The organism is Zobellia sp. 1_MG-2023 (assembly GCF_030549125.1).
GTDB classification, from domain to species: domain Bacteria; phylum Bacteroidota; class Bacteroidia; order Flavobacteriales; family Flavobacteriaceae; genus Zobellia; species Zobellia russellii.
Window position 1 is genome coordinate 478426 of record NZ_JAUOSY010000004.1, and the last position, 19574, is coordinate 497999.

The 19574-nt window shown below is 39.9% G+C and carries 15 protein-coding genes; 7 read left to right on the forward strand and 8 right to left on the reverse strand.

The genetic code is table 11. The annotated features are described in order from the left end of the window. Nucleotides 1-20: 20 nt before the first annotated feature. The 5 genes from bglX (at nt 21) to Q4597_RS11450 (ending at nt 6119) form a co-directional block, all read left to right on the forward strand. Nucleotides 21-2294, forward strand: a complete 2274-nt coding sequence (bglX, locus tag Q4597_RS11430) for a beta-glucosidase BglX (protein WP_303406317.1) — start codon at nt 21-23, stop codon at nt 2292-2294. Nucleotides 2295-2310: 16 nt separating this feature from the next. Continuing rightward, the gene (locus Q4597_RS11435; protein WP_303406318.1) at nt 2311-3948 is read left to right on the forward strand and encodes a sulfatase; all 1638 of its coding nucleotides are present in this window, start codon (nt 2311-2313) and stop codon (nt 3946-3948) included. A 149-nt stretch (nt 3949-4097) separates the two neighbouring features. Beyond that, nucleotides 4098-4832: a hypothetical protein gene (locus tag Q4597_RS11440; protein ID WP_303406319.1), complete on the forward strand. Its 735-nt coding sequence runs from the start codon at nt 4098-4100 to the stop codon at nt 4830-4832. A gap of 2 nt (nt 4833-4834) precedes the next feature. Next, nucleotides 4835-5488 (forward strand): NAD(P)H-hydrate epimerase, encoded by a 654-nt coding sequence (locus Q4597_RS11445; RefSeq protein WP_303406320.1) that lies wholly within the window; start codon nt 4835-4837, stop codon nt 5486-5488. A 10-nt stretch (nt 5489-5498) separates the two neighbouring features. Continuing rightward, a complete protein-coding gene (locus Q4597_RS11450) occupies nt 5499-6119 on the forward strand; it encodes a Pycsar system effector family protein (RefSeq protein ID WP_289062515.1) in 621 nt (206 codons plus the stop codon). A 2-nt stretch (nt 6120-6121) separates the two neighbouring features. Here Q4597_RS11450 and Q4597_RS11455 read toward each other — a convergent pair whose 3' ends face one another. From Q4597_RS11455 to Q4597_RS11475, 5 genes are all read right to left on the reverse strand, one after another. Then, a complete protein-coding gene (locus Q4597_RS11455; RefSeq protein ID WP_303406321.1) occupies nt 6122-6481 on the reverse strand; it encodes a hypothetical protein in 360 nt (119 codons plus the stop codon). Nucleotides 6482-6695: 214 nt separating this feature from the next. Further along, on the reverse strand, nt 6696-7529 hold the full coding sequence (murQ, locus tag Q4597_RS11460) for an N-acetylmuramic acid 6-phosphate etherase (protein WP_303406322.1): 834 nt from the start codon (nt 7527-7529) through the stop codon (nt 6696-6698). Continuing rightward, complete coding sequence (locus Q4597_RS11465; RefSeq protein ID WP_303406323.1) at nt 7522-8988, reverse strand: sodium:solute symporter; 1467 nt, start codon at nt 8986-8988, stop codon at nt 7522-7524. The genes murQ and Q4597_RS11465 overlap by 8 nt, the downstream gene beginning before the upstream one ends. Nucleotides 8989-9118: 130 nt before the next feature. Further along, the gene (locus tag Q4597_RS11470) at nt 9119-10423 is read right to left on the reverse strand and encodes a RagB/SusD family nutrient uptake outer membrane protein (RefSeq protein ID WP_303406324.1); all 1305 of its coding nucleotides are present in this window, start codon (nt 10421-10423) and stop codon (nt 9119-9121) included. 10 nt (nt 10424-10433) lie between these two features. After that, nucleotides 10434-13523, reverse strand: a complete 3090-nt coding sequence (locus Q4597_RS11475; RefSeq protein WP_303406325.1) for a SusC/RagA family TonB-linked outer membrane protein — start codon at nt 13521-13523, stop codon at nt 10434-10436. A gap of 198 nt (nt 13524-13721) precedes the next feature. On the opposite strand from Q4597_RS11475, the gene Q4597_RS11480 reads away from it, so the two are divergent. Next, nucleotides 13722-14477, forward strand: coding sequence for a DeoR/GlpR family DNA-binding transcription regulator (locus Q4597_RS11480; protein ID WP_215440073.1), 756 nt, complete (start codon nt 13722-13724; stop codon nt 14475-14477). A gap of 35 nt (nt 14478-14512) precedes the next feature. Here the strand turns inward: Q4597_RS11480 and Q4597_RS11485 are convergent, their stop codons facing one another. The 3 genes from Q4597_RS11485 to Q4597_RS11495 all read right to left on the reverse strand — a co-directional run bounded on the left by Q4597_RS11485 (nt 14513) and on the right by Q4597_RS11495 (nt 18560). Then, entirely contained in the window at nt 14513-15181 is a 669-nt protein-coding gene (locus Q4597_RS11485) for an SCO family protein (RefSeq protein ID WP_303406326.1), read from the reverse strand. A gap of 13 nt (nt 15182-15194) precedes the next feature. Beyond that, a complete protein-coding gene (locus Q4597_RS11490) occupies nt 15195-16925 on the reverse strand; it encodes a M48 family metallopeptidase (RefSeq protein ID WP_303406327.1) in 1731 nt (576 codons plus the stop codon). A 285-nt stretch (nt 16926-17210) separates the two neighbouring features. Continuing rightward, nucleotides 17211-18560 (reverse strand): hypothetical protein, encoded by a 1350-nt coding sequence (locus Q4597_RS11495; RefSeq protein WP_303406328.1) that lies wholly within the window; start codon nt 18558-18560, stop codon nt 17211-17213. 481 nt (nt 18561-19041) lie between these two features. On the opposite strand from Q4597_RS11495, the gene Q4597_RS11500 reads away from it, so the two are divergent. Further along, nucleotides 19042-19416 carry a hypothetical protein gene (locus Q4597_RS11500; RefSeq protein ID WP_303406329.1) on the forward strand — a complete coding sequence of 125 codons (375 nt, stop codon included), beginning with the start codon at nt 19042-19044 and terminating at the stop codon, nt 19414-19416. Nucleotides 19417-19574: the final 158 nt, after the last annotated feature.

Sequence of the window (19574 nt, forward strand, 5' to 3'; positions counted from 1 at the left end):
AAAAATATAAATAACAGAAAATGAAGGATATAAAGAAGATAATCTGTTTTTTGACACTTGTAGTTGGCTTTACGACTTTCACGCGTTCTCAAGAAAAGATAGAAGCGGTAGAGCAGCTTCTATCCAAAATGACATTGGAAGAAAAAATTGGTCAGCTTAATCTACTGACTCCGGGAGGTGGTATTGCTACAGGTTCTGTGGTGAGCGAAAATGTAGAGGCAAAAATCAAGGCAGGCCAAGTAGGAGGTCTATTTGGGGTTTCCGGTCCAGAGAAAGTCAGACAAGCACAAAAAATAGCCATTGAAAATTCACGGTTAAAGATTCCCTTGCTTATTGGCTCGGACATCATACATGGGTATAAGACCACCTTTCCCATTCCATTGGGAACAGCAGCTAGTTGGGATTTGGAACTTATTCAAAAAATGGCCGAAACTGCAGCTAAGGAGGCCACGGCAGATGGAATCAACTGGAATTTCTCTCCTATGGTAGATATTGCCAGAGACCCTCGTTGGGGACGCATTGCCGAAGGGGCGGGTGAAGACCCGTATTTGGGGAGTGCCATTGCCAAAGCGATGATAAAAGGGTATCAAGGAGCTGATTTGTCAGCGCCAAATACAATGATGGCCACGGTAAAACACTTGGCCCTGTATGGTGCCGCAGAAGGCGGGCGCGATTACAATACGGTAGATATGGGTAAGTTGAAAATGTACAACCAATATCTGCCCGTGTACAAAGCGGCCGTAGATGCCGGAGTGGGTAGTGCCATGACTTCGTTTAATGATATTGATGGTGTTCCGGCTTCGGGCAATAAATGGTTAATTACCGATTTATTGCGCGAACAATGGGGCTTTAAAGGTTTTGTGGTTTCGGATTACACCTCGGTAAATGAAATGACCGCTCACGGATTGGGAGATTTACAAGCGGTATCTGCTTTAGCTTTAAACGCAGGGCTTGATATGGATATGGTTGGGGAAGGATTTCTTACCACTTTGAAAAAATCAGTAGATGAGGGTAAGGTTACCGAGTCCGCAATAACCGAGGCATGTCGTAGGATATTGACCGCCAAATACAAATTGGGTCTTTTTGATGACCCTTACCGCTATTCCGATGAGAGTAGACCGGCAAAAGATATTCTTACGGACGAGAACAGAAATCTGGCCCGTGAGGCTGCAAAGCGCTCTTTTGTACTATTAAAGAAGCAGGGCAAAATACTTCCGTTACAGAAGAATGCCCAAATAGCGTTGATAGGACCTTTGGCGAATAACAAGAACAATATGCTGGGCACTTGGGCTCCAACGGGAGACCCACAGTTATCCGTTCCCGTTTTAGAAGGGTTAAAGAATGTGGCCCCCAAAGCCAAAATAAGCTATGCCAAAGGCGCCAATATTACGGATAATCCCGATTTGGCCCAACGGGCCAATGTTTTTGGAACACGGGTAGAAATAGACGAGCGCTCTTCGGAGACCCTTTTAAAGGAGGCGTTAGATTTAGCCAAAGATGCCGATGTCATTGTAGCCGTGGTAGGGGAAGCCAGTGAGTTTAGTGGAGAGGCGGCCAGTAGAACGGATATTTCACTTCCCAAAAGCCAAAAGCGACTTTTAAGGGAATTGGCAAAGACTGGAAAGCCTCTGGTAATTGTCCTTATGAGCGGAAGACCCTTGACCATTGCCGATGAAATGGAGCTTCCTGCAAGTATACTTCAAGTATGGCACCCAGGTATAGAAGCGGGTAATGCTATAGCCGATGTAGTTTTTGGGGATTATAATCCATCAGGAAAACTAACGGCAACTTGGCCCAGGAATGTTGGGCAAATTCCAGTATATCACAGTATGAAAAACACGGGCAGACCCATAGAGGGAGATAACTTTCAGAAATTTAAATCCAATTATCTGGATGTGGAAAATACGCCGCTCTTACCTTTTGGTCATGGTCTGAGTTATACCGATTTCAGCTATTCAAATATTCAGTTGAATAAAGATGAAATTGGACAGGACATGTCTATTTCGGTTTCGGTAGAGGTAAGCAATACAGGTAAATTTGATGGGGAAGAAGTGGTGCAATTATATCTTCGGAATGTAGTACGCTCGGTAACCCCGCCCATGCGCGAATTAAAAGGGTTCAAGAAAATATTCTTAATGAAGGGTGAAACAAAAACGGTTAAACTGATCCTACAACCCGAAGACCTGAAGTTTTATAACGCTGCCTTGGAATTTGTTGCCGAGCCAGGGGAGTTCCAAGTTTTTGTAGGAACTGATGCTACCGCAGATTTAAAAACCTCTTTCACATTAAAATAGTCTCAATTCTGTTTTTATGCTTTTACGATTATGTTTTCCGGGAGTACTTTTCGCTTTTATTCTTATGGGTTGTAAAGAAAGCTCTCCACAGGTGGAAGAGAAGGCTAAAAAGACAAACATCCTATTTATCATGGCCGATGATCATGCTATTCAGGCCATAAGTGCCTATGGTCATCCTATTGGACAATTGGCTCCCACACCCAATATAGACCGATTAGCGAGGAATGGTGCGCTTTTTACACATAGCTATGTAACGAATTCCATTTGTGGGCCAAGTAGGGCGGTCATTCTTACGGGCAAACACAGTCATATAAATGGTTTTAGACAGAACGGAGACCGTTTTGACGGTAACCAAACTACTTTGCCCAAAATACTTAAGCGAGAAGGTTATCAGACGGCATTAATAGGAAAATGGCATTTGGACGGTGCACCCCAAGGTTTCGATTATTCCAAGATACTTGTTGATCAGGGCAATTACTATAATCCTGATTTTGTTGAAAATGGAGACACCACCGGTATAGAAGGCTATGCCACGGATATTATTACCAATGATGCTTTAAGCTGGTTGAAAAATGAAAGAAAAGACAGTCTTCCCTTTTTTATGATGGTACATCATAAGGCCCCTCACCGTAATTGGATGCCCGCCTTACGTCACATGAATAAATATGACTCCGTGCAGTTTCCTCTTCCCGACACTTATTTTCCATCCTTTGAAAAGCAAAGCGCAGCGGAAGCGCAATTGCAGACCATTTATGAAGACATGTACGAAGGGCATGATTTAAAAATGACCCAAGGGTACGGCAGCACTAAATTGGCACACAACCCATGGACTACGGATTTTGAGCGAATGTCAACCCAACAACGGATAACTTGGGATAAAGCCTATTTACCTAAAAACAATACATTTCATAAGGCAAACTTAAAAGGAAAGGCCCTTGCCGAATGGAAAGGCCAACGCTACTTACGTGATTACATGGCTACTATAGCCGCGGTAGACGAAGGCGTTGGGGAAATTTTAGATTACTTGGAAGAAAGCGGACTAGATAAAAATACGTTGGTGGTCTACACTTCCGATCAAGGATTCTATTTGGGAGAGAACGGGTGGTTCGATAAACGATTTATGTACGAAACCTCATTTGGCACACCCTTGTTGATGCAGTTGCCAGGAACGATTCCCCCAAAGACCAAAATAGATGCTATGGTACAGAACTTGGATTTTGCACAAACGTTCCTAGACTTTGCCGAAGTGAAAAACCAAAGTGATGCCATGCAAGGACAATCGTTCAAAGGTTTGTTGGATGGGAGTATGAATTCTGATGAATTTCGGGATGTGCTCTACTATCATTATTATGATTACCCGGCTTTTCACATGGTCAAAAAGCATTATGGAGTTAGAACTAAACGGTATAAGCTCATCCATTTTTACGATGATATAGATAGCTGGGAATTCTATGATTTATACAAAGACCCTAGGGAGTTGACCAATCTCATTGATGACCGTACATATTCTTCTGTTATAGAACAAATGCACTATAAGCTAGATAGTATACAAGAGGTTTATAAAATAACGGATAAGGAATTTGACAGAGCGCCAAAGACAGCAGTAGACAAAGCCTATAAACAGTTTAAAAGATTACGGGGGGTTAAGAAGTAATATGTTTTCCTTATTAAGTTAAAGCCTTATGTACAAAAGGTTCCTTTGGTAGGTTGAAAGTAAAGCCCAACTACTGCGACCAATATTTAAACCTATCCCATGTTACCGTAAAAGCTTGAGCCAACCAAAAATTTAAATAAATAGACCAAATGATAAAAACGATGCATTTAGCGGCCCAATACTTGGCAGCAGCGGGAATTAGTTTTGTAGAAAAGAAAGCCGATGATAGTCATACCAATCTAGGTTGGTCCATTGCAAAGCAACAATTGGAAACCCACCCATTATCACCAAAAGGAGATATCCTCGCTTTAAGTTATAATAACTTTTCATTAGAGTGGATTTCTCCGGATGAGGATGTTTCTTTTTCGTTGGAAGGGAAAACGCACAGGCAAGTATTGGAGTGGTTAACTCACACTGCGGATACTTTTTTGGGTAAAAAGTACATTTATGATTTCCATTATGATTTACCGTATTCAGTAGATGATACTTTTACTTATACGTTGAACGCCATATCTTTAATAAAACTAGGAGTCTTGAGGACAATAGCACAGTTGGGCTTGATAAACACACTTCAAGAAACGGGTTTGGAATCCGATGTTCGTATATGGCCGCATCATTTTGATACTGGGGCTTATGCCAGTCTAAATTCAGATATTTCTGTAGGTTTTGGTTTAGCTATTCCAGACGATATGGTCAAAGAGCATTATTTTTATATCAGCGGGTATAAAGGTCATGGGGCTTTAGATACAACTAAATTTAATTCACTTTCTCGGGGAGAATGGAAAAATGATAGTTTTAAAGGAGCCGTTCTGCCAGCCACAAAAATTAACGAAGAACAAGCGGTAGAGTTTTTCAAGGAAGCTATTAATTCGTACAAAAAATAAATATGCAGGTAACCAGTCTTTCCTTAGAAGCCTTTAAAGAGATGGATTATTGGGCGGTGGAAAAATATAATCTGTCCATTGAATTGATGATGGAAAACGCAGGGCTTCAATTAGCAAGATTAATTGCCAAAAAGGCAACTAAAACCTCTGTCATCACAATTGGCATCGGTAATGGAAATAACGGCGGCGGCGGACTAGTAGCTGCCCGTAGACTTTCTGCTTGGGGATTTAATGTGAATTTAGATTTGGTTGTTCCTATTACCAAAGATTTGCCGAAAGCACAATTAGAAAGAGCGTTGTTATTTGGGGCTAAAGAAGGTATTCCCGAAACTACGGATATTTGGGTAGATGCCTATCTAGGGTTCTCTCAGAGACTACCGCTATCAGATGCATTTGCAAAAAGCATTGAATTGGCCAACACATCACCGGCCTTTAGAATATCATTGGATATTCCTATTGGTATTTCTAAAGATGGAAAGTTAGTTGGGTTTAAAGCAAATCAAGTAATGACCTTGGCGGCTCCAAAAACTATATTGGAAAAATTGGCAAGCGATGTAGAGGTGTATATGGCCGATTTGGGAATTCCAAAATTGGTTTATGAGCATTTTAATATAAAAATGCCCAACTTTATGGAAAATCAACTTATAGCTTTATAACCCTTGTAAGATGAACGACAAACAGGAAGCCAAAGAAATTGATAAACAATTAAGAAAAGAGTTGGGTATTGATAAAGAGAAGCTGAAAGAGTTAAAGAAGAAACTTTCAAAGATAGAACCTCGTTCAGAGCGAGGTGCGGAAACCTTGTTTCGTTTGGTGTCTAAAAATCAGTATACATTAAATACGATGATTGATAGAAAGTCCAACATACTTATATCTATTAACGCCCTTATTTTATCTATAGTTATTGGTACCGTACTTAGTCAATTAGATAAGGACCCTCATTTAATTTTTCCGGCAACGATAATGTTGGGAACTAATTTACTTTCTATTGGCTATGCTGTTTTTGCTACAAGACCAGAGCTTACGCACGGTAGTAAAAGCACCAATAATTTATTATTCTATGGTAATTTTAATACCATGAATGAAGAGGAATATACAGAAGAACTTACCAGTTTAATGTATAAAGGCGATGAGCTGTATAAAACCATTGCAAAGGATACTTACCATTTGGGAAAAACAATAGATAGAAAGTTTAAATTATTAAGAACTTCTTTTCACGTTTTTTTAGTTGGAATTATTTTGGCGGTGGTAGGATTTATAGCTTGTCATATTATGTTCTCTATGTAATCTTAATTTAACGGTGCATTGTTTGTTTTAATTCTAAAACAACGCTCTTCTCCTAAATAAAGAGGATTTCCATGTTTTTCTGACCAAAACCCATCTAAAATATCTTTACTGATACATTGGTATACGGCAACACCTTTATAAATACTTTGGTCTTCGCCGGAATATCTAAAGTTGATAACTAGAATATTGTTCTTAAAAAATCCCGTACCGGATTGGTGTTGGTCAGTTCCAATGGTCCAATGTGCAATTATTCTTGAGTTCTCATCCAAGGATAAAACCAGTTTTCCTTTGTAGCCATTAGATTCTTCATCTTGGTTGCTACCCATAATGCTGTACTCCCCAACAAGGTCCTGAACCGTCATAATCATTTTCTTTGGAGCGCAAAACTATTGAAAATTTGGTTGATGGGTTTTTAGAGATGGTATATAGTGTTCGCAGAAAAGAAATTCTTTATGATTGAATAAAAGAAAGGCCGATAAACAAATGTTTACCGGCCAGTCTACGTAGTTGAAAATACCAATCGAGGCATCTGGCATTTCCGCTTAACAACTAAACTACTTTTGGGGCAAAAAGGCTTTAGTCCAAACTATTTGTATTTAGACGGTCTTTATACAGGTCAATTATTTTTCTAACGCTTTTATGTTTTTTTAATAATAGTCGGGCTAAATCGGTATCAATATTAAGTTCCTCCACAATCATTTTCGTACCGCGCTCAACCAGCTTTTTATTGGAGAGTTGCATGTCTACCATTTTGTTTCCCTTGATTTTTCCCAACTGAATCATTACCGAGGTAGAAATCATATTTAATACTAATTTCTGGGCTGTACCGGCTTTCATTCGTGTGCTGCCCGTTACGAACTCGGGACCTACGATTAATTCAATGGGGAAATCCGCTTCATGGGACAATGATGAATTTTCATTACAAGAAATACCACCTGTTAGTACTCCGTTTTCCTTGGCATCTTTTATACCCCCAATTACATAGGGGGTAGAGCCGGATGCAGCTATACCTAGAAGAACATCGTTATTCGTTAAATGAAAACCTTCAAGGTCTTTCCAAGCTTGTTGGGTGTTGTCCTCGGCATTTTCTACGGCCTTTCTTAGGGCTACGTCGCCTCCTGCAATAAGACCGATAATATGGTTGTCCGATACTCCAAAAGTAGGAGGGCACTCGGAAGCATCCAATACACCCAATCTTCCGCTTGTTCCGGCGCCAATATAAAAAAGCCTTCCCCCAAGTTTCATTTTTTCAACCACGACGGTCACAAAATCTCGAATTTGCGGAAGAGCCTTTTCAATAGCCAAGGGAACGGTTTTGTCTTCAGCATTTATAGCACTGAGCAGCTCCAAAACCTCCATCTTTTCAAGATTGTCATATTTTGAGGGTTGTTCAGTTATGGGTTTACTCATTTTCTTTTATGTTTTTGTGAATTAATAGTAGTCCTACAATAGTTATAGCGGCGTTTACAGCTATGTTTATAAATCCAAAATCAAATTGAAATTCAGTTTTAAAATAGACTCCCAAAAAGTAGGTTGCAATAGGGGCAAAAATGCAAACTACGGGCACCCATTTATCCTTTACTGAAATTTTCGAGAACATGCCAAACAGGTACAGGCCTAAAAGTGGTCCGTACGTATAGCCTGCAACTTTAAAAATTAGAGAAATTACATCCCCTTCACTACTTGCAAATACCATGATTATAACAAAAATGACACATGAAAAACCGATTAACACCAAGTTTTTTAGTTGCTTTTTTGCAGCGCTAGATTTATGTTCTATATCAAGGAAATCGTAAGTAAAAGAGGTAGTAAGTGCTGTTAAGGCAGAGTCTACACTAGAAAAAGAGGCGGCTATAATACCCAATATAAAAAAGATGCCTGCTAGAATCCCTAGATGATTCAAGGCTAAATTAGGGAAGAGGGTATCCGTATCAATTAGTTGTCCATTATCTCCCATTTCTAGGATTACGCCCGCATCTTGTGCATAGATGTACATTAAGATGCCCAACCCCATAAACAGAAATTGGGTTATGGCTAAAATTAGACTGTAGGTAAGCGTGTTTTTTTGAGCGTCCCAAACGTTCTTGCACGTTAAGGTCTTTTGCATCATATTTTGGTCTAGACCAATCATAGCAATGGCCACCAAAATACCGGCTATAAATTGTTTGTAAAAGTTGTTTCCAGAGCTAGCGTCCCATTCAAAAATTCTGAAATAACGGTGGTTGCTAACATTTCCAATAGCTTCAGGTATACTAAGGTTTAGAGAAGTAGTTATGGTGTAAATGGTGATTACAGCACCAAGAATTAGAAAAACGGTTTGCATGGTGTCCGTCCATACAATGGTCTTTATCCCGGATTTATTTGTGTAGAGCCATACTAATACTAGTATGAGGATAACCGTTAAAAAGAACGGAATTCCAAAATGGTCAAAAACGGCAAATTGAAGAATCTTGGCTGCAAGTAATAATCGTAGGGCGGCACCAAAAGATTGGGATACTAGAAAAAATAGGGATCCAGTTTTGTAAGTTTTTTTTCCAAACCTGTCTTTAAGGTATGAGTAAATGGAAACAAGTTTTAGACGGTAGTAGAGCGGGGTCAATACAAAAGTAATAAAGAGATAACCTACTACATTACCCAGTATAAATTGGTAAAAGTGAAAGTTGTTGTTGCCCACCATTCCGGGTAGGGAAACAAACGTGACCCCAGATAGTCCGGCACCTACCATACCAAATGCTACCAAATACCAAGGCGATTTCCTATCACCGGTAAAATAAGTCTCATCACTTGCGTTCTTTGAAGTGAAATAAGATATAGCCATTAATGCATAGAAGTAAATGGCAATAATTATTAGGATTAGCGTTGGGCTCAAAAAGTGTGGACTTTAGGATTAAGGAAGTAGAAGCGTAGCGGTTACTTCTGTGTTAGTTTGGGTTTTAAAAGCTTAAAAAAATGGGGCAGTATTTTACGCTGCCCCAGTTATTTAAGAAGCTGTTGATGGTTTATAGTGCTGGGTTGGCAGGAGTGTTTGTATTATTGTCCCTTTCTGCATTAGGGTAAGGATAATAATTACGGTTTCTTTCTGCATTGGCGTCAGCTGGGCCAGGTCTTTGGAATCTTCTGTTGTCTTCAAGAGATAAACCTGTCAGGTAAAGTTCCACCCTTCTGTTTTTGTAGATTTCATCTAAAATGTCATCTTGAGCAACAGGCCCCGCGTATGCAGGAAGGTTCGCACCTAGACCATAAATATCCGTTGTTTCTGTTTTGGTCAGAACTGCGTTTAATTCGGTTACCGCATTGGCAAGTTCATTGTTCCGAGCATAGGCTTCTGCTTTGATCAATAGAATTTCACCTGGTAAATACACAGGTATTTCATCAAGGTTATCACTCCAGAAACCAACAACTTGGTAATTTGGGGTTTCGGCTTCTAAATCCTCTGCAGTGATGTAGAAAGGAATACGCGCATCATTTTCATCCGGTAAAAGTTCCGATGGTAATCCAAATGTTAGGTCCTTGGCTTGTGTAACGTTTTGTGACCCGAACCAGAATGCCAACGGATTGGGAATGGAAGCATCGTATACCCAAGTAGATTTAACCGATAGGTCTACCGCATTGGCCGCTGTTATTGCGGCGTCATAATTACCCGCCATTAGGTTAAACCTTGCCAGCATAGCGTTTACTGAATTTTTAAGGTCTACAGAACTAAATACATCCGAAGTTACAGTAGCATCTAATCCAGCATCTATATAGCCTTTTGCCTCGTTTAAATCTGCAATGGCACTTTGTAGAACCGTAGTGCGGTCTTCAAAAGGGGCGTTCTCTATAACTTCTAGGGGAATGCTTTCAAAAAATTGGATTAGGGTTCCATGGGCCATAGCTCTATAGAAAAGCCCGTAAGCCTTTAAAGAACCCGAAGCAGAGGCACTCTCACTAACATCATCGGCAGCATCTATCACTGTAGTCGCCTCTTTTCGGGTTAACATTGCATTCGTCCACATGTTGATTAAAACCTCGTTTCCTCCGTTTACGTCATCACTACCAAGCAAAATTTCGTTTTCACCAAGGTTTCCGGGGTTCAAGAGTCTTAACTCATCTGTATTAAGACCTGAAATATGGGTGTAATTGTAAATAATGCCCGCACGATCCGTACTCCATCTTTGTTGAATTCCGTTTATCAACTTTACCAAATTATCCACGTTGTTTACTACATCCGGTTCAAGCGTGGAGTTGGGGTCTAAATATTCGGTATCACAAGATGATACAACAATCATCAAGGCGATAGCCATAAGGTTTAGTATATTTTTCATATCAGTTTTTTTAGAAGTTAGCACTTAGGGATAATGAGATGGTCATGGGAATAGGAACATTACCGAAGTTTACAGAACGCAGTAAGTTAGATTGACCACCAGCATTGGTCTCAGGATCATAACTGAAGAAATTGTCAAAAGATACCAAGTTACGCCCGATCAAAGAGAGCTTTACGTTCTCTAGTGTTGAATTGAAAAGTTCAGGAAATTCGTAACCTAAGGAAACTTCGCGGAGTTTTACAAAAGAACCGTCTTCCATTCTAAATTCTTCAATAGGGTATACACCGGCAATGTAACCTCTTGGCAACTCGCCACTAAGTTCCTGTTCCGCCAAACGTCCCAAACCAACACCTTGTCTTGTTCTTTTATCGGCATCAAATACATCAAAACCTTGTACGGCTTCCCAAAGCATACTAAAAGAGAAGTTTTTGTAAGCCAGGTCCGTACCAACACCAAGAATATAGTCTGGGTTAGGGTCTCCAATAACCTTTCTTAGTACATCTCCCGTAGGTTGGCCATTGGCATCACGCATGGGTGTTCCCGTGGCTAGATCACCTCTTTCCGGTTGTGGAACACCTTCAGGGCTTCCATCTGTAGAGGCACCGGTCAATAACAATTGTCCGTCGTCATCTTTGGCATAATAGGTGCCGTAGAAAACACCTAAAGCTTCGCCTTCTTTTACAACAGGGGGAGCACCGGTTACACTGGCAATGGTAATATCGCCACCAATAGTCTGTAAAACCTTGTTTTTGTTACTACTGAAATTGAAATTTAGGTCCCATGTAAGGTCATCTGTTTTTACCGGGGTAACCCGTGCGTAGAACTCAATACCGTTGTTACGCATGGTTCCAACATTCTCTGTTCTTGAAGAACCGCCTACTGAAGGGGCCAATACCCGGCCAACGATTAAGTCTTCTATATTCTGACGGTAGTAAGTGAACAATAAAGAGGCTCTATTGTTGAAAAAACTTAGGTCCGTACCTATTTCAAACTCCTTGGTGCGCTCTGGTTTTAAACCTTCGTTGCCCAATCTGTTGTTTTGTTGCAGGGTAGAGGACCCCAAGAAATCATTGGAGCTATAGCTTCCGAATCTTTCATAAGGGCTAATTGCTGTTAAGTTACCGGCCTCACCGTACGAAGCTCTTAGTCTTGCGGAATTAAGAAAACCGTCGGTATTCCAAAAGGGTTCATTGGACAATACATAGGACCCAGAAATTTTTGGGTAAAAATTAGACCTTTCGTCCACATCAAAGTTAGTGGCGCCATCTATTCTTCCCGCTAAGGTCAAGAATAGTTTATTGTCCCATGACAAGGTTTCCTGAAGGAAGAATCCGTAGATATCAAGATTGGTGTCAATAGGTTGAGTGTACAAAGGAATGGTAGGTTCATTGTTTACATCCAAACCTCTTCCTTGTGTACCTTCAAAAGATAATTCACTGGATTGGAAGCTGTAACCGGCCGTGGTAACGGAGTTTAGTTTTTCCGTAATGTCAATATTGTAATTAGCGTTAATATCGTAGTTCCAGTTAAATACCTTGGCTTCGGCATCGCCTAAATAACCATCGTCAAAATAAGCAGGGTTAACGTTGGCGTACGGATAAATAGGAATGTCTATATGCCCTTTTTGGTTGTACGTATCTACACCTATAATCTGGTCTATCGTAAGGTTTTCAATAGGATTGATTTTTAAATGTAGGTTGGGAATAAAGTGGTTCACTTCTTGGGTAATATCAAAAGACTCAATGATGGTAAGCGGATTTACACGAGTGTTCTCTACGGCCATTAGATTGCCATTCGCATCCCTTTGGGTAATATCAAAAGTGTTATTGGTAATGTTCATGGAGTTGATAGGGCTCCAAAATACATTGCCATCCGGCTTTTCATCAGATTTACTGTTTGCGTAATAAAGACCAAGATCATACGAAATCCAATCCGCTATTTTATGGTTGAAGTTTATCCTAGCGGAAAAACGGTCAAATTGAGTGTTCTTTATTATACCTTGATTGCTAAGGTACCCCACAGAGGCCATATATCCCATTTTCTCGTTACCGCCTTTAGCAGAGAAATAGTTGTCACTTCCAAATCCGGTCTGGAAAATTTCGTCTTGATAATCGTAACGAGTAGTTTCAAACTTATTTGTAGATAAGTTCCTGTAAGTGGTTAAAGCATTGCCATCATTGGGGTCAAAACCAAAAATAGGCCATAATCTACCAGAAAGGGCGCTATTGGGTACGGTTTCGAATTCTTCACCTCTTAGATTCAGGTCCAGTTTTTTTCGTACCGTATTCACGTTAAAAGTAGACTTAAAGGAAAATTCGGGTCCATCTTCGTAAACGCCACCTTTTTTGGTGGTTATCACAACTACACCATTAGATGCCCTAGATCCGTAAATTGCAGCGGCTGCCGCGCCGTTTAAGATATTCACGTTTTCTATATCATTTGGGTTAATGTCTACCATTCTATTTTGACCTGGGGAAGCATCTCCACTATCAACATTTAAGTTGGTAACATTAGTAGTAAGGTTACTGGTAATAACCCCATCTACAACATACAGGGGCTCAGAAGACCCTTTTATGGTGCTTGGTCCTCTTAAACGAATGGAAAACCCTCCGGCAGGATCACCGGAATTTTGTGTAATCTGGGCACCTGGAACTTTTCCTTGCAAGGAAGAAGTAATATTTGCGGGTGCCGCTTTTACCAGCTCAACAGACTTTACCGTGGTAATGGCATTACCTAATTTTTTTCTGGATTGGGTAATGGAAGAACCTACTAGAATAACCTCGTCCAATGCATTGGAGTCTTCGGTAAGGGTTACGTTAACTACTTGGTCATTGCCTGTCAGGACAACCTCTTGTGTTTTGTAGCCAATATAGCTAATGGCCAATACTTGGTTGGCGGCATCAGTTACCTGAAGGCTGAAGTTTCCGTCAAAATCGGAAGAACTTCCCGTGGTTGTTCCCTTTACTAGAATGCTGGCACCGGGAAGCGGAAAGCCATCTTCGGCAAGGACTGTTCCCGAAATTGTTGTTGATTGCGCAAATGAACTGAGCGAGAAGAAAGCTAGCAGTAGCGCAAAGAGCACATGATACGTTTTTTTCATAATAGAGTCTTTAGCTTGTTGTTTGAACAAACCTAGCAGAATATTTCAATAATTGCAATTAATTATTGCATAAAAACAGCAAAAAAAGAAGTTTTATCCGATAATCTTAAATTTTAAGTATTGTTTGCAATGTTTTGTTGCATTTGATGTGATTTTATTCTTAATTTGATATTATTGTGGGAATTAAAGCAAAGAAATTTGAGAAAAAGCGATAGACATCAGGTGATACTAGAAGAAGTGCAATTGCATAACCGAGTACTTCTGACCGATCTTGCGGGAATTTTAAATGTATCTATGGATACCGTGAGAAGAGATGTAAAGGAATTGGACGATTCCGGTAAACTCCGGAAAGTTCATGGCGGAGCCATATCCAACGGCTTTACCATATATACAGACCGTTCTAGGGAAATATTTGAGCAAGATAGTAAAGTGAAGATTGCTCAAAAGGGAGTATCGCTTCTAAAAGATGGCGATGTAATTTTAATAAGCGGGGGTTCTACCAATCTTGAATTGGCCAAACTTATTCCGCGAAAAATGGATCTTACGTTCTTTACTCCTAGTTTGCCAATGGCGATAGAACTGTTGAACAATATGTCTCATCACCATGAGGTAAATTTAATTGGGGGCAAGTTATCAAAAGAGTCTCAGTTGGTAACCGGTGGTCTTTCCATTAATAGTTTGGCGGACATTACCGTAGACCTTTGTTTCTTGGGTACGGGCTACCTTGACTCCAATAAAGGAATCACCGAAGCAGATTGGGAAATTGCTCAGATGAAAAAAGCCATGATCAACGCCTCAAAAAGATTAGTGGCCCTAACCATAAGTAAAAAACTGAATACGGTAAACCGCTATAAAATATGCGATATCAACACTTTAGATGCCTTGGTTACGGAACTTGAACCCGAAGCAGAGTTGCTGCGTACGTACCGTGATAATGGGGTGGAGTTGATATAATTCTATAGTTTTAAGGATTACAAATAGTTAAACTACTACGGACTCTCATTTTGTAAAGTCTTAATATCGGCAATGAGGCGAGCCAATTGTTTGTTGTCCGTGCCATCGTAAACACCTCTTATTCTCTTTTTTTTATCGATGAGTGTAAAATTAGGAGTATGTATAAAATCTTGAAAACCGCCATCACCTTGGTCAACAACGGCAAAATAATTTTTTCTCGCTAGGTTGTAAATATGTTTTTTTTCTCCTGTGGTAATATTCCATTTAGCAGCTATGGCTCCGTGTCTTTTACTATATTCTTTTAAAACAGGCACGCTGTCCATCTCAGGCGTAACGGATATGGAAAGGAGCATGATATCTTCTTCGTTCAGAAATTCGTCCTGTAATTTCCTCATATTGTTGGCCATAATGGGGCAAATCGTTGGACAACGAGTAAAGAAGAAATCGGCAATATAAATTTTATTGTGGTAGTTCTCCTGGGTAATTTTTTCATTGTTCTGGTTAACCAAGTTAAAATTGGCTATCGTGTGTTTTTCCAAACTCCCATGCATGGAAACGTCAACTAATTTCGCATTAAAATCCGTTGCATTGTAAATCGGTAATTTAGTATTCAAAGAAACTAGAACATACAACAATATACCCGTAGAAACAGTAAAAAACAGAATAGTAGAAAGCGGGTGTTTTAGTTTCTTGAGTAGGTTCATTATATTTTTGGGATTATAAGACGGAAGTTTCAATTTCTATATCGGCATGCTCCCAAGCTTTATCAAATTCAGCTTTAATACTGTTGGCTTCTTCTGATTTGTTTTGGAATTGTAATGCATGATAGAGCCCCATTAAGGACCATCCGTTCTGTCTTAGGATATCTAAATCTGCCTTGTATATTTTTTCGGCTTTCTCATATTGTTTCGCTTTCAATAACACTGCACCTAAATTTTGTCGGGTAGGGATATGCCAGGCAGCGGGTTCCGTATAGGTGAGTCTATCTTCTAAGATTACCGCTTTTTCCAAATGTGCTATAGCTTGGACGTAATTCCCCTTTAGGGCTTCCAATTCACCGGATACCACTTCATAAGCTATATTGGCCGAATGGATGGAGGCATTATTTGCTGTGGCCACAAGGTTTTCCAATTCAGGGTCTTTTTTTATGGATTTGAGATTCTCTAATTCTTCTTGGGCCTTTTTAATGTTGCCCTTTCTAATAAAAGCGATACCGCGGGCGTAATGTCTAATAAGGTTAAGGTGCTTAATTTCCGGATCAGGGGCCGGGATGGTTAAAATTTGGTTCCATTTACCAAATCGGGTATAGGCCAATAGGGGCGTAGCCGCAAAATCTTGCAGAAACGGTAGTTCCTTTAGTTCGCCCGTAGGAACCTTTTCAGCTGTTTTTTTAGCGGCATCCACAGCAATTTCGCTAGCACCTAAAAGACTTGCGGACGACCATAAAAAGTGAATGTTATGCGGATAATAGGCTAGTGGGTAAAGCCCCTGCGAAAAGCATTGGGAAATATAATCCTCATCTGCAACAATAGCGGTTTGATTAGTTTTTACGGCATCTAGATATCTTCCTACCCGAATATAAATATGGCTGGGCATATGCACAATATGGCCTGCGCCGGGCATAAGGGAAGCCAATTTGTCGGCACTTTTTACGCCCATATCAGGATGAGGTAACTCTACCATATGAATGTAATAATGGTGTCCACCGGGGTTTTCAGGCTCAAGTTCCATAGCTTTTTCCAAGGCTACTTTTGCCGCTTCTATATTTGGGCCTGGGTTGCCGCTCTTGTCCCAATAGTTCCATCGTGACGTGTTCATTGCGGACTGTGCAAATAGGATAAGGATATTGGCGTCGTTCGGATACCGTTTTACAACTTCTTCCATCGTTTTAAAATAGGCAAGGTCTAGAAGGTCTGGGTCCGCATCTAGGTCCGTACTGTATCTGGCGGTAAGCGCTTTTATCAAAGCCTGTTCTTTTGCGGTTGCGGTTGGTGCCAGCTTATGAGCCATGACCAGCGCTTCGTTAATTTTATTTTTTCGTTGTTTGTCCGGTAAGGGGTCGTTAATATTTGGGCCTAGGGCGTAGGCTTGGCCCCAATAAGCCATAGCCGATTTAGAATCCAGTCTGGCAGCTTCCAAGAATGAACGGTGGGCTTCAGCATGGTTAAAGGCATAAGACAATTTTATGCCTTGGTCAAAGAACTGTTGTGCCCGCTTATTTTGTGTTGATATCGAAAAATGAAGATTCCCCAAGTTATTGAACAATGGTGAAATCTGCTTTGTGGTGTCCACACCATCCAGCATAAATTTTGCAGGGGTACATGTCGTAAAACTTAAAGCCGCTCTATTACGGTCCGTTCTTTCATTATACCTGGCATCTTCATCTATAAAGTAGATGGTCAAAAAAAACAATACGGTAACCATTGGTAGACTAATTTTTGCTTTCATAGCGGTCTTTTAGTGGGTTCTTCTGTAATCGTAAGAAGGGGGATGTAGGTGCTAAGCCATTAACAATTGGTTTAACAGTAGTCTAAAACAATATGGCTGTGTGACAGTAACTAAAATAGGGAGTAATGAAGAATAACGATGTGGTTTTGTATGAAAGGAACCGTATTCTGTTCGGTTTACCGGATATTCTGTGTAAATGGTGTTTGCACAAACCAAAACGGACCCTTTAAGTAAGGGCCCATTTTTAGTTGTTTATATTTTATTCTGTATTAGCTACAGGGGATTTTAGGGTTGATAAGAAGGTAATTCAACCACATAGGATTCTACGGATTTGCCATCTTCACTACCGCTCCAATCGGACCCAAAAAGTACTCGGGTTCCGGTAGGGCTAATTACGGCATGGGGCTCTCCCCAATAATCAAATTCATCTTCATCTGCACGGTGGTGCCCAATACGGTATACCTCTATATTGCCCGGTTCAACCCTTGCGATAACCAATTCTTGGTCCAATAATTTTTGTCCGTCTTCTTCAAAACCGATCATAGAGGCCGCTATCCATCCCGGGTTTTTATGTGCCACCGCAGAAATATGCGTACCGCTCTTTGGATAGTCATATCCCAAATCTTCGGATATTACCGGTAAGCAATCACCCGTATTCAAATCAAAAGCTATGATATTCCCTAGGCATCCGCCACGTGGGCCTTCGCCAAAACTTACGGAATAATCTACGTCCGTTCCATTGGCCATTTTGCCTAAACTGGAATGTTCCGGTTTTTGTTTGTTGAGTCTGGCCACAAAGTTACCGTTGGCATCATAGGATGATACATTGTGGTAAAATAAATTACCACTTGGGGCAGGCATAACGGCGGCATAATTAACGTCATCAATGTCAAAAGTTGTCAATTGCTGAGTGGATATTTTGTAGGAATATGTTTTGTTGTTATCACATCTAAAGCCAATAACATCAGAGTCCCAAGACATCATTTGCACATCGTTGCCCATGCTAATACTTCCATTGCAACCCGTTAGTTGTTTTAAGTTGGCCAAAACCTCTTTATTACCGGAAGAGACGGTATATTTAATAAAATCATCTGTAGACTTATCCAAGTAATAGAGAATATCGGCTTCATTAAAATCCCAGAATAATTGCTCTATATCGTCAGGGCGAACATCGTCCAAATTCCTGATAAAAGCATAGGTTTTACCGTCCAGTAATTGATGCACTCCATTGGTCTGGTCATACAGTATCATTCGGGTTTCATCTGCGTTCCAAGCTTGTACCGTGCTGTACATAGGTTTTGTAACGGTACTGTCGCCACCATTGGAAATTCTTCGGATAACTGTTCCAAAAGAAGGGTCTACGATAGTTTCAAGATACCCGGGTTTGGCCACATCTTGCATGGGGTGTGGTTCTAGGTCATTGGCCACCAATTCTGTGGCTACATCAACCGAATTTTGGGTTTCGTCTTCAGAAGTTTCCTCGGTCGTTTCCTCATCGGAATTCTCTTCTTGCGGAGTTTCGGATTCCTGTTCTTCGGAATCGTCATTAGGAATTAAATTTAAGTTGTCACTAGTACAGCTCATAACGCTGATACCAATGCAGAAAAATAACAGGTACATTTTCACTTTGTTCATAAGAAATAGATTTCGGGGTTTAAAAATGTACGGTTAAACTGGGTATATGGTTCTTACGGTTTTGATTTTTAACAGATTAGGGAGGTGGTGAATTATTGTTAAAACAGATATTGAAAGAATTGACTTAGGGCTTACATACAGTAAAAAACAGGGATGAGATGAATGATGCTGACTGGAGGGGTTTGATGTATTACATTATATTTTTTTGAATTTTTTCTTACGGGTATTGACTGTATTTTAGATTTGAGTAAATTACCGGTAAAATAGATTTACGTGTATTTGTGTACTTATGTTTATGTTGGTGTAATGTGACTGAACGAAGTGGAAAAATGAAAAAACCGATACGCAGAGACTGAATGAAATAATAGTAAAAAATGCTATTATCAACACCGTAAAAATTAATCACTAGTGGGGATGTATAGTAGTTAATGGTTAAACCAATTAAATGCTGAAAAAAAAATATTAATAATATAAAATCACTATGAAAGCTAAATTTTTCATGTATTTACTTGTGTGTTTTGGTCTTTTAAATTCATGTTCGCGTGATGAAGATGAAGAAGTATTTGTGCATGAAGGAGTTTGGAGCGGACAATATGCAAGTGATGTAGATAATGGTAATTGGTCAATGCGAATTGATATGAACAAAACGGTCATTGGTACATTTACTTCTATTCAATCCTCAAATTCGTACCAAATAATAGGAACTATTTCTGAAAATGGAGTTTTAAATGCAACTATTCAGACATCAGAAATAATTGGAGAATTTAGTGGAAATTTTTACGATAATTTTGCTTCTGGACTTTATATGAATAATAGTGAAGAAGATAGTGGAAGTTGGACTGGATTAAGGCTCTAATAGCCATCAAGTAATTGTAGAAGAGAAAATTTTATAATTGGATGAAAAACGTAAGTGAACAAGATTTTTTATTCTGATTATAGAGTGTGGCTAATAATTGTACTATAACCCAAACATAATAATGACTTTAAAGTAAAACCCAATAGGCCGTGTACTTT

Bases quoted from the DNA above. Each gene is read 5' to 3' on its own strand.
- bglX (WP_303406317.1), top strand. From the start codon at position 21: ATGAAGGATATAAAGAAGATAATCTGTTTTTTGACACTTGTAGTTGGC.
- Q4597_RS11435 (WP_303406318.1), top strand. From the start codon at position 2,311: ATGCTTTTACGATTATGTTTTCCGGGAGTACTTTTCGCTTTTATTCTT.
- Q4597_RS11440 (WP_303406319.1), top strand. From the start codon at position 4,098: ATGATAAAAACGATGCATTTAGCGGCCCAATACTTGGCAGCAGCGGGA.
- Q4597_RS11445 (WP_303406320.1), top strand. From the start codon at position 4,835: ATGCAGGTAACCAGTCTTTCCTTAGAAGCCTTTAAAGAGATGGATTAT.
- Q4597_RS11450 (WP_289062515.1), top strand. From the start codon at position 5,499: ATGAACGACAAACAGGAAGCCAAAGAAATTGATAAACAATTAAGAAAA.
- Q4597_RS11455 (WP_303406321.1), bottom strand. From the start codon at position 6,481: ATGACGGTTCAGGACCTTGTTGGGGAGTACAGCATTATGGGTAGCAAC.
- murQ (WP_303406322.1), bottom strand. From the start codon at position 7,529: ATGAGTAAACCCATAACTGAACAACCCTCAAAATATGACAATCTTGAA.
- Q4597_RS11470 (WP_303406324.1), bottom strand. From the start codon at position 10,423: ATGAAAAATATACTAAACCTTATGGCTATCGCCTTGATGATTGTTGTA.
- Q4597_RS11475 (WP_303406325.1), bottom strand. From the start codon at position 13,523: ATGAAAAAAACGTATCATGTGCTCTTTGCGCTACTGCTAGCTTTCTTC.
- Q4597_RS11485 (WP_303406326.1), bottom strand. From the start codon at position 15,181: ATGAACCTACTCAAGAAACTAAAACACCCGCTTTCTACTATTCTGTTT.
- Q4597_RS11490 (WP_303406327.1), bottom strand. From the start codon at position 16,925: ATGAAAGCAAAAATTAGTCTACCAATGGTTACCGTATTGTTTTTTTTG.
- Q4597_RS11495 (WP_303406328.1), bottom strand. From the start codon at position 18,560: ATGAACAAAGTGAAAATGTACCTGTTATTTTTCTGCATTGGTATCAGC.
- Q4597_RS11500 (WP_303406329.1), top strand. From the start codon at position 19,042: ATGAAAGCTAAATTTTTCATGTATTTACTTGTGTGTTTTGGTCTTTTA.